The sequence below is a fragment of the Alcaligenes faecalis genome (genome assembly GCF_041521385.1).
Taxonomy (GTDB): domain Bacteria; phylum Pseudomonadota; class Gammaproteobacteria; order Burkholderiales; family Burkholderiaceae_B; genus Alcaligenes; species Alcaligenes faecalis_E.
This window is the reverse complement of record NZ_CP168006.1, coordinates 985158-997361: the sequence shown is the minus strand read 5'-3', so window position 1 is coordinate 997361 and position 12204 is coordinate 985158.

Here is a 12204-nt window from a genome sequence, read left to right as displayed (position 1 = left end):
GCAAACGAGCAAACGAGCAAACGAGCAAACGAGCAAACGAGCAAACGAGCAAACGAGCAAACGAGCAAACGAGCAAACGAGCAAACGAGCAAACGAGCAAACGAGCAAACGAGCAAACGAGCAAACGAGCAAACGAGCAAACGAGCAAACGAGCAAACGAGCAAACGAGCAAACGAGCAAACGAGCAAACGAGCAAACGAGCAAACGAGCAAACGAGCAAACGAGCAAACGAGCAAACGAGCAAACGAGCAAACGAGCAAACGAGCAAACGAGCAAACGAGCAAACGAGCAAACGAGCAAACGAGCAAACGAGCAAACGAGCAAACGAGCAAACGAGCAAACGAGCAAACGAGCAAACGAGCAAACGAGCAAACGAGCAAACGAGCAAACGAGCAAACGAGCAAACGAGCAAACGAGCAAACGAGCAAACGAGCAAACGAGCAAACGAGCAAACGAGCAAACGAGCAAACGAGCAAACGAGCAAACGAGCAAACGAGCAAACGAGCAAACGAGCAAACGAGCAAACGAGCAAACGAGCAAACGAGCAAACGAGCAAACGAGCAAACGAGCAAACGAGCAAACGAGCAAACGAGCAAACGAGCAAACGAGCAAACGAGCAAACGAGCAAACGAGCAAACGAGCAAACGAGCAAACGAGCAAACGAGCAAACGAGCAAACGAGCAAACGAGCAAACGAGCAAACGAGCAAACGAGCAAACGAGCAAACGAGCAAACGAGCAAACGAGCAAACGAGCAAACGAGCAAACGAGCAAACGAGCAAACGAGCAAACGAGCAAACGAGCAAACGAGCAAACGAGCAAACGAGCAAACGAGCAAACGAGCAAACGAGCAAACGAGCAAACGAGCAAACGAGCAAACGAGCAAACGAGCAAACGAGCAAACGAGCAAACGAGCAAACGAGCAAACGAGCAAACGAGCAAACGAGCAAACGAGCAAACGAGCAAACGAGCAAACGAGCAAACGAGCAAACGAGCAAACGAGCAAACGAGCAAACGAGCAAACGAGCAAACGAGCAAACGAGCAAACGAGCAAACGAGCAAACGAGCAAACGAGCAAACGAGCAAACGAGCAAACGAGCAAACGAGCAAACGAGCAAACGAGCAAACGAGCAAACGAGCAAACGAGCAAACGAGCAAACGAGCAAACGAGCAAACGAGCAAACGAGCAAACGAGCAAACGAGCAAACGAGCAAACGAGCAAACGAGCAAACGAGCAAACGAGCAAACGAGCAAACGAGCAAACGAGCAAACGAGCAAACGAGCAAACGAGCAAACGAGCAAACGAGCAAACGAGCAAACGAGCAAACGAGCAAACGAGCAAACGAGCAAACGAGCAAACGAGCAAACGAGCAAACGAGCAAACGAGCAAACGAGCAAACGAGCAAACGAGCAAACGAGCAAACGAGCAAACGAGCAAACGAGCAAACGAGCAAACGAGCAAACGAGCAAACGAGCAAACGAGCAAACGAGCAAACGAGCAAACGAGCAAACGAGCAAACGAGCAAACGAGCAAACGAGCAAACGAGCAAACGAGCAAACGAGCAAACGAGCAAACGAGCAAACGAGCAAACGAGCAAACGAGCAAACGAGCAAACGAGCAAACGAGCAAACGAGCAAACGAGCAAACGAGCAAACGAGCAAACGAGCAAACGAGCAAACGAGCAAACGAGCAAACGAGCAAACGAGCAAACGAGCAAACGAGCAAACGAGCAAACGAGCAAACGAGCAAACGAGCAAACGAGCAAACGAGCAAACGAGCAAACGAGCAAACGAGCAAACGAGCAAACGAGCAAACGAGCAAACGAGCAAACGAGCAAACGAGCAAACGAGCAAACGAGCAAACGAGCAAACGAGCAAACGAGCAAACGAGCAAACGAGCAAACGAGCAAACGAGCAAACGAGCAAACGAGCAAACGAGCAAACGAGCAAACGAGCAAACGAGCAAACGAGCAAACGAGCAAACGAGCAAACGAGCAAACGAGCAAACGAGCAAACGAGCAAACGAGCAAACGAGCAAACGAGCAAACGAGCAAACGAGCAAACGAGCAAACGAGCAAACGAGCAAACGAGCAAACGAGCAAACGAGCAAACGAGCAAACGAGCAAACGAGCAAACGAGCAAACGAGCAAACGAGCAAACGAGCAAACGAGCAAACGAGCAAACGAGCAAACGAGCAAACGAGCAAACGAGCAAACGAGCAAACGAGCAAACGAGCAAACGAGCAAACGAGCAAACGAGCAAACGAGCAAACGAGCAAACGAGCAAACGAGCAAACGAGCAAACGAGCAAACGAGCAAACGAGCAAACGAGCAAACGAGCAAACGAGCAAACGAGCAAACGAGCAAACGAGCAAACGAGCAAACGAGCAAACGAGCAAACGAGCAAACGAGCAAACGAGCAAACGAGCAAACGAGCAAACGAGCAAACGAGCAAACGAGCAAACGAGCAAACGAGCAAACGAGCAAACGAGCAAACGAGCAAACGAGCAAACGAGCAAACGAGCAAACGAGCAAACGAGCAAACGAGCAAACGAGCAAACGAGCAAACGAGCAAACGAGCAAACGAGCAAACGAGCAAACGAGCAAACGAGCAAACGAGCAAACGAGCAAACGAGCAAACGAGCAAACGAGCAAACGAGCAAACGAGCAAACGAGCAAACGAGCAAACGAGCAAACGAGCAAACGAGCAAACGAGCAAACGAGCAAACGAGCAAACGAGCAAACGAGCAAACGAGCAAACGAGCAAACGAGCAAACGAGCAAACGAGCAAACGAGCAAACGAGCAAACGAGCAAACGAGCAAACGAGCAAACGAGCAAACGAGCAAACGAGCAAACGAGCAAACGAGCAAACGAGCAAACGAGCAAACGAGCAAACGAGCAAACGAGCAAACGAGCAAACGAGCAAACGAGCAAACGAGCAAACGAGCAAACGAGCAAACGAGCAAACGAGCAAACGAGCAAACGAGCAAACGAGCAAACGAGCAAACGAGCAAACGAGCAAACGAGCAAACGAGCAAACGAGCAAACGAGCAAACGAGCAAACGAGCAAACGAGCAAACGAGCAAACGAGCAAACGAGCAAACGAGCAAACGAGCAAACGAGCAAACGAGCAAACGAGCAAACGAGCAAACGAGCAAACGAGCAAACGAGCAAACGAGCAAACGAGCAAACGAGCAAACGAGCAAACGAGCAAACGAGCAAACGAGCAAACGAGCAAACGAGCAAACGAGCAAACGAGCAAACGAGCAAACGAGCAAACGAGCAAACGAGCAAACGAGCAAACGAGCAAACGAGCAAACGAGCAAACGAGCAAACGAGCAAACGAGCAAACGAGCAAACGAGCAAACGAGCAAACGAGCAAACGAGCAAACGAGCAAACGAGCAAACGAGCAAACGAGCAAACGAGCAAACGAGCAAACGAGCAAACGAGCAAACGAGCAAACGAGCAAACGAGCAAACGAGCAAACGAGCAAACGAGCAAACGAGCAAACGAGCAAACGAGCAAACGAGCAAACGAGCAAACGAGCAAACGAGCAAACGAGCAAACGAGCAAACGAGCAAACGAGCAAACGAGCAAACGAGCAAACGAGCAAACGAGCAAACGAGCAAACGAGCAAACGAGCAAACGAGCAAACGAGCAAACGAGCAAACGAGCAAACGAGCAAACGAGCAAACGAGCAAACGAGCAAACGAGCAAACGAGCAAACGAGCAAACGAGCAAACGAGCAAACGAGCAAACGAGCAAACGAGCAAACGAGCAAACGAGCAAACGAGCAAACGAGCAAACGAGCAAACGAGCAAACGAGCAAACGAGCAAACGAGCAAACGAGCAAACGAGCAAACGAGCAAACGAGCAAACGAGCAAACGAGCAAACGAGCAAACGAGCAAACGAGCAAACGAGCAAACGAGCAAACGAGCAAACGAGCAAACGAGCAAACGAGCAAACGAGCAAACGAGCAAACGAGCAAACGAGCAAACGAGCAAACGAGCAAACGAGCAAACGAGCAAACGAGCAAACGAGCAAACGAGCAAACGAGCAAACGAGCAAACGAGCAAACGAGCAAACGAGCAAACGAGCAAACGAGCAAACGAGCAAACGAGCAAACGAGCAAACGAGCAAACGAGCAAACGAGCAAACGAGCAAACGAGCAAACGAGCAAACGAGCAAACGAGCAAACGAGCAAACGAGCAAACGAGCAAACGAGCAAACGAGCAAACGAGCAAACGAGCAAACGAGCAAACGAGCAAACGAGCAAACGAGCAAACGAGCAAACGAGCAAACGAGCAAACGAGCAAACGAGCAAACGAGCAAACGAGCAAACGAGCAAACGAGCAAACGAGCAAACGAGCAAACGAGCAAACGAGCAAACGAGCAAACGAGCAAACGAGCAAACGAGCAAACGAGCAAACGAGCAAACGAGCAAACGAGCAAACGAGCAAACGAGCAAACGAGCAAACGAGCAAACGAGCAAACGAGCAAACGAGCAAACGAGCAAACGAGCAAACGAGCAAACGAGCAAACGAGCAAACGAGCAAACGAGCAAACGAGCAAACGAGCAAACGAGCAAACGAGCAAACGAGCAAACGAGCAAACGAGCAAACGAGCAAACGAGCAAACGAGCAAACGAGCAAACGAGCAAACGAGCAAACGAGCAAACGAGCAAACGAGCAAACGAGCAAACGAGCAAACGAGCAAACGAGCAAACGAGCAAACGAGCAAACGAGCAAACGAGCAAACGAGCAAACGAGCAAACGAGCAAACGAGCAAACGAGCAAACGAGCAAACGAGCAAACGAGCAAACGAGCAAACGAGCAAACGAGCAAACGAGCAAACGAGCAAACGAGCAAACGAGCAAACGAGCAAACGAGCAAACGAGCAAACGAGCAAACGAGCAAACGAGCAAACGAGCAAACGAGCAAACGAGCAAACGAGCAAACGAGCAAACGAGCAAACGAGCAAACGAGCAAACGAGCAAACGAGCAAACGAGCAAACGAGCAAACGAGCAAACGAGCAAACGAGCAAACGAGCAAACGAGCAAACGAGCAAACGAGCAAACGAGCAAACGAGCAAACGAGCAAACGAGCAAACGAGCAAACGAGCAAACGAGCAAACGAGCAAACGAGCAAACGAGCAAACGAGCAAACGAGCAAACGAGCAAACGAGCAAACGAGCAAACGAGCAAACGAGCAAACGAGCAAACGAGCAAACGAGCAAACGAGCAAACGAGCAAACGAGCAAACGAGCAAACGAGCAAACGAGCAAACGAGCAAACGAGCAAACGAGCAAACGAGCAAACGAGCAAACGAGCAAACGAGCAAACGAGCAAACGAGCAAACGAGCAAACGAGCAAACGAGCAAACGAGCAAACGAGCAAACGAGCAAACGAGCAAACGAGCAAACGAGCAAACGAGCAAACGAGCAAACGAGCAAACGAGCAAACGAGCAAACGAGCAAACGAGCAAACGAGCAAACGAGCAAACGAGCAAACGAGCAAACGAGCAAACGAGCAAACGAGCAAACGAGCAAACGAGCAAACGAGCAAACGAGCAAACGAGCAAACGAGCAAACGAGCAAACGAGCAAACGAGCAAACGAGCAAACGAGCAAACGAGCAAACGAGCAAACGAGCAAACGAGCAAACGAGCAAACGAGCAAACGAGCAAACGAGCAAACGAGCAAACGAGCAAACGAGCAAACGAGCAAACGAGCAAACGAGCAAACGAGCAAACGAGCAAACGAGCAAACGAGCAAACGAGCAAACGAGCAAACGAGCAAACGAGCAAACGAGCAAACGAGCAAACGAGCAAACGAGCAAACGAGCAAACGAGCAAACGAGCAAACGAGCAAACGAGCAAACGAGCAAACGAGCAAACGAGCAAACGAGCAAACGAGCAAACGAGCAAACGAGCAAACGAGCAAACGAGCAAACGAGCAAACGAGCAAACGAGCAAACGAGCAAACGAGCAAACGAGCAAACGAGCAAACGAGCAAACGAGCAAACGAGCAAACGAGCAAACGAGCAAACGAGCAAACGAGCAAACGAGCAAACGAGCAAACGAGCAAACGAGCAAACGAGCAAACGAGCAAACGAGCAAACGAGCAAACGAGCAAACGAGCAAACGAGCAAACGAGCAAACGAGCAAACGAGCAAACGAGCAAACGAGCAAACGAGCAAACGAGCAAACGAGCAAACGAGCAAACGAGCAAACGAGCAAACGAGCAAACGAGCAAACGAGCAAACGAGCAAACGAGCAAACGAGCAAACGAGCAAACGAGCAAACGAGCAAACGAGCAAACGAGCAAACGAGCAAACGAGCAAACGAGCAAACGAGCAAACGAGCAAACGAGCAAACGAGCAAACGAGCAAACGAGCAAACGAGCAAACGAGCAAACGAGCAAACGAGCAAACGAGCAAACGAGCAAACGAGCAAACGAGCAAACGAGCAAACGAGCAAACGAGCAAACGAGCAAACGAGCAAACGAGCAAACGAGCAAACGAGCAAACGAGCAAACGAGCAAACGAGCAAACGAGCAAACGAGCAAACGAGCAAACGAGCAAACGAGCAAACGAGCAAACGAGCAAACGAGCAAACGAGCAAACGAGCAAACGAGCAAACGAGCAAACGAGCAAACGAGCAAACGAGCAAACGAGCAAACGAGCAAACGAGCAAACGAGCAAACGAGCAAACGAGCAAACGAGCAAACGAGCAAACGAGCAAACGAGCAAACGAGCAAACGAGCAAACGAGCAAACGAGCAAACGAGCAAACGAGCAAACGAGCAAACGAGCAAACGAGCAAACGAGCAAACGAGCAAACGAGCAAACGAGCAAACGAGCAAACGAGCAAACGAGCAAACGAGCAAACGAGCAAACGAGCAAACGAGCAAACGAGCAAACGAGCAAACGAGCAAACGAGCAAACGAGCAAACGAGCAAACGAGCAAACGAGCAAACGAGCAAACGAGCAAACGAGCAAACGAGCAAACGAGCAAACGAGCAAACGAGCAAACGAGCAAACGAGCAAACGAGCAAACGAGCAAACGAGCAAACGAGCAAACGAGCAAACGAGCAAACGAGCAAACGAGCAAACGAGCAAACGAGCAAACGAGCAAACGAGCAAACGAGCAAACGAGCAAACGAGCAAACGAGCAAACGAGCAAACGAGCAAACGAGCAAACGAGCAAACGAGCAAACGAGCAAACGAGCAAACGAGCAAACGAGCAAACGAGCAAACGAGCAAACGAGCAAACGAGCAAACGAGCAAACGAGCAAACGAGCAAACGAGCAAACGAGCAAACGAGCAAACGAGCAAACGAGCAAACGAGCAAACGAGCAAACGAGCAAACGAGCAAACGAGCAAACGAGCAAACGAGCAAACGAGCAAACGAGCAAACGAGCAAACGAGCAAACGAGCAAACGAGCAAACGAGCAAACGAGCAAACGAGCAAACGAGCAAACGAGCAAACGAGCAAACGAGCAAACGAGCAAACGAGCAAACGAGCAAACGAGCAAACGAGCAAACGAGCAAACGAGCAAACGAGCAAACGAGCAAACGAGCAAACGAGCAAACGAGCAAACGAGCAAACGAGCAAACGAGCAAACGAGCAAACGAGCAAACGAGCAAACGAGCAAACGAGCAAACGAGCAAACGAGCAAACGAGCAAACGAGCAAACGAGCAAACGAGCAAACGAGCAAACGAGCAAACGAGCAAACGAGCAAACGAGCAAACGAGCAAACGAGCAAACGAGCAAACGAGCAAACGAGCAAACGAGCAAACGAGCAAACGAGCAAACGAGCAAACGAGCAAACGAGCAAACGAGCAAACGAGCAAACGAGCAAACGAGCAAACGAGCAAACGAGCAAACGAGCAAACGAGCAAACGAGCAAACGAGCAAACGAGCAAACGAGCAAACGAGCAAACGAGCAAACGAGCAAACGAGCAAACGAGCAAACGAGCAAACGAGCAAACGAGCAAACGAGCAAACGAGCAAACGAGCAAACGAGCAAACGAGCAAACGAGCAAACGAGCAAACGAGCAAACGAGCAAACGAGCAAACGAGCAAACGAGCAAACGAGCAAACGAGCAAACGAGCAAACGAGCAAACGAGCAAACGAGCAAACGAGCAAACGAGCAAACGAGCAAACGAGCAAACGAGCAAACGAGCAAACGAGCAAACGAGCAAACGAGCAAACGAGCAAACGAGCAAACGAGCAAACGAGCAAACGAGCAAACGAGCAAACGAGCAAACGAGCAAACGAGCAAACGAGCAAACGAGCAAACGAGCAAACGAGCAAACGAGCAAACGAGCAAACGAGCAAACGAGCAAACGAGCAAACGAGCAAACGAGCAAACGAGCAAACGAGCAAACGAGCAAACGAGCAAACGAGCAAACGAGCAAACGAGCAAACGAGCAAACGAGCAAACGAGCAAACGAGCAAACGAGCAAACGAGCAAACGAGCAAACGAGCAAACGAGCAAACGAGCAAACGAGCAAACGAGCAAACGAGCAAACGAGCAAACGAGCAAACGAGCAAACGAGCAAACGAGCAAACGAGCAAACGAGCAAACGAGCAAACGAGCAAACGAGCAAACGAGCAAACGAGCAAACGAGCAAACGAGCAAACGAGCAAACGAGCAAACGAGCAAACGAGCAAACGAGCAAACGAGCAAACGAGCAAACGAGCAAACGAGCAAACGAGCAAACGAGCAAACGAGCAAACGAGCAAACGAGCAAACGAGCAAACGAGCAAACGAGCAAACGAGCAAACGAGCAAACGAGCAAACGAGCAAACGAGCAAACGAGCAAACGAGCAAACGAGCAAACGAGCAAACGAGCAAACGAGCAAACGAGCAAACGAGCAAACGAGCAAACGAGCAAACGAGCAAACGAGCAAACGAGCAAACGAGCAAACGAGCAAACGAGCAAACGAGCAAACGAGCAAACGAGCAAACGAGCAAACGAGCAAACGAGCAAACGAGCAAACGAGCAAACGAGCAAACGAGCAAACGAGCAAACGAGCAAACGAGCAAACGAGCAAACGAGCAAACGAGCAAACGAGCAAACGAGCAAACGAGCAAACGAGCAAACGAGCAAACGAGCAAACGAGCAAACGAGCAAACGAGCAAACGAGCAAACGAGCAAACGAGCAAACGAGCAAACGAGCAAACGAGCAAACGAGCAAACGAGCAAACGAGCAAACGAGCAAACGAGCAAACGAGCAAACGAGCAAACGAGCAAACGAGCAAACGAGCAAACGAGCAAACGAGCAAACGAGCAAACGAGCAAACGAGCAAACGAGCAAACGAGCAAACGAGCAAACGAGCAAACGAGCAAACGAGCAAACGAGCAAACGAGCAAACGAGCAAACGAGCAAACGAGCAAACGAGCAAACGAGCAAACGAGCAAACGAGCAAACGAGCAAACGAGCAAACGAGCAAACGAGCAAACGAGCAAACGAGCAAACGAGCAAACGAGCAAACGAGCAAACGAGCAAACGAGCAAACGAGCAAACGAGCAAACGAGCAAACGAGCAAACGAGCAAACGAGCAAACGAGCAAACGAGCAAACGAGCAAACGAGCAAACGAGCAAACGAGCAAACGAGCAAACGAGCAAACGAGCAAACGAGCAAACGAGCAAACGAGCAAACGAGCAAACGAGCAAACGAGCAAACGAGCAAACGAGCAAACGAGCAAACGAGCAAACGAGCAAACGAGCAAACGAGCAAACGAGCAAACGAGCAAACGAGCAAACGAGCAAACGAGCAAACGAGCAAACGAGCAAACGAGCAAACGAGCAAACGAGCAAACGAGCAAACGAGCAAACGAGCAAACGAGCAAACGAGCAAACGAGCAAACGAGCAAACGAGCAAACGAGCAAACGAGCAAACGAGCAAACGAGCAAACGAGCAAACGAGCAAACGAGCAAACGAGCAAACGAGCAAACGAGCAAACGAGCAAACGAGCAAACGAGCAAACGAGCAAACGAGCAAACGAGCAAACGAGCAAACGAGCAAACGAGCAAACGAGCAAACGAGCAAACGAGCAAACGAGCAAACGAGCAAACGAGCAAACGAGCAAACGAGCAAACGAGCAAACGAGCAAACGAGCAAACGAGCAAACGAGCAAACGAGCAAACGAGCAAACGAGCAAACGAGCAAACGAGCAAACGAGCAAACGAGCAAACGAGCAAACGAGCAAACGAGCAAACGAGCAAACGAGCAAACGAGCAAACGAGCAAACGAGCAAACGAGCAAACGAGCAAACGAGCAAACGAGCAAACGAGCAAACGAGCAAACGAGCAAACGAGCAAACGAGCAAACGAGCAAACGAGCAAACGAGCAAACGAGCAAACGAGCAAACGAGCAAACGAGCAAACGAGCAAACGAGCAAACGAGCAAACGAGCAAACGAGCAAACGAGCAAACGAGCAAACGAGCAAACGAGCAAACGAGCAAACGAGCAAACGAGCAAACGAGCAAACGAGCAAACGAGCAAACGAGCAAACGAGCAAACGAGCAAACGAGCAAACGAGCAAACGAGCAAACGAGCAAACGAGCAAACGAGCAAACGAGCAAACGAGCAAACGAGCAAACGAGCAAACGAGCAAACGAGCAAACGAGCAAACGAGCAAACGAGCAAACGAGCAAACGAGCAAACGAGCAAACGAGCAAACGAGCAAACGAGCAAACGAGCAAACGAGCAAACGAGCAAACGAGCAAACGAGCAAACGAGCAAACGAGCAAACGAGCAAACGAGCAAACGAGCAAACGAGCAAACGAGCAAACGAGCAAACGAGCAAACGAGCAAACGAGCAAACGAGCAAACGAGCAAACGAGCAAACGAGCAAACGAGCAAACGAGCAAACGAGCAAACGAGCAAACGAGCAAACGAGCAAACGAGCAAACGAGCAAACGAGCAAACGAGCAAACGAGCAAACGAGCAAACGAGCAAACGAGCAAACGAGCAAACGAGCAAACGAGCAAACGAGCAAACGAGCAAACGAGCAAACGAGCAAACGAGCAAACGAGCAAACGAGCAAACGAGCAAACGAGCAAACGAGCAAACGAGCAAACGAGCAAACGAGCAAACGAGCAAACGAGCAAACGAGCAAACGAGCAAACGAGCAAACGAGCAAACGAGCAAACGAGCAAACGAGCAAACGAGCAAACGAGCAAACGAGCAAACGAGCAAACGAGCAAACGAGCAAACGAGCAAACGAGCAAACGAGCAAACGAGCAAACGAGCAAACGAGCAAACGAGCAAACGAGCAAACGAGCAAACGAGCAAACGAGCAAACGAGCAAACGAGCAAACGAGCAAACGAGCAAACGAGCAAACGAGCAAACGAGCAAACGAGCAAACGAGCAAACGAGCAAACGAGCAAACGAGCAAACGAGCAAACGAGCAAACGAGCAAACGAGCAAACGAGCAAACGAGCAAACGAGCAAACGAGCAAACGAGCAAACGAGCAAACGAGCAAACGAGCAAACGAGCAAACGAGCAAACGAGCAAACGAGCAAACGAGCAAACGAGCAAACGAGCAAACGAGCAAACGAGCAAACGAGCAAACGAGCAAACGAGCAAACGAGCAAACGAGCAAACGAGCAAACGAGCAAACGAGCAAACGAGCAAACGAGCAAACGAGCAAACGAGCAAACGAGCAAACGAGCAAACGAGCAAACGAGCAAACGAGCAAACGAGCAAACGAGCAAACGAGCAAACGAGCAAACGAGCAAACGAGCAAACGAGCAAACGAGCAAACGAGCAAACGAGCAAACGAGCAAACGAGCAAACGAGCAAACGAGCAAACGAGCAAACGAGCAAACGAGCAAACGAGCAAACGAGCAAACGAGCAAACGAGCAAACGAGCAAACGAGCAAACGAGCAAACGAGCAAACGAGCAAACGAGCAAACGAGCAAACGAGCAAACGAGCAAACGAGCAAACGAGCAAACGAGCAAACGAGCAAACGAGCAAACGAGCAAACGAGCAAACGAGCAAACGAGCAAACGAGCAAACGAGCAAACGAGCAAACGAGCAAACGAGCAAACGAGCAAACGAGCAAACGAGCAAACGAGCAAACGAGCAAACGAGCAAACGAGCAAACGAGCAAACGAGCAAACGAGCAAACGAGCAAACGAGCAAACGAGCAAACGAGCAAACGAGCAAACGAGCAAACGAGCAA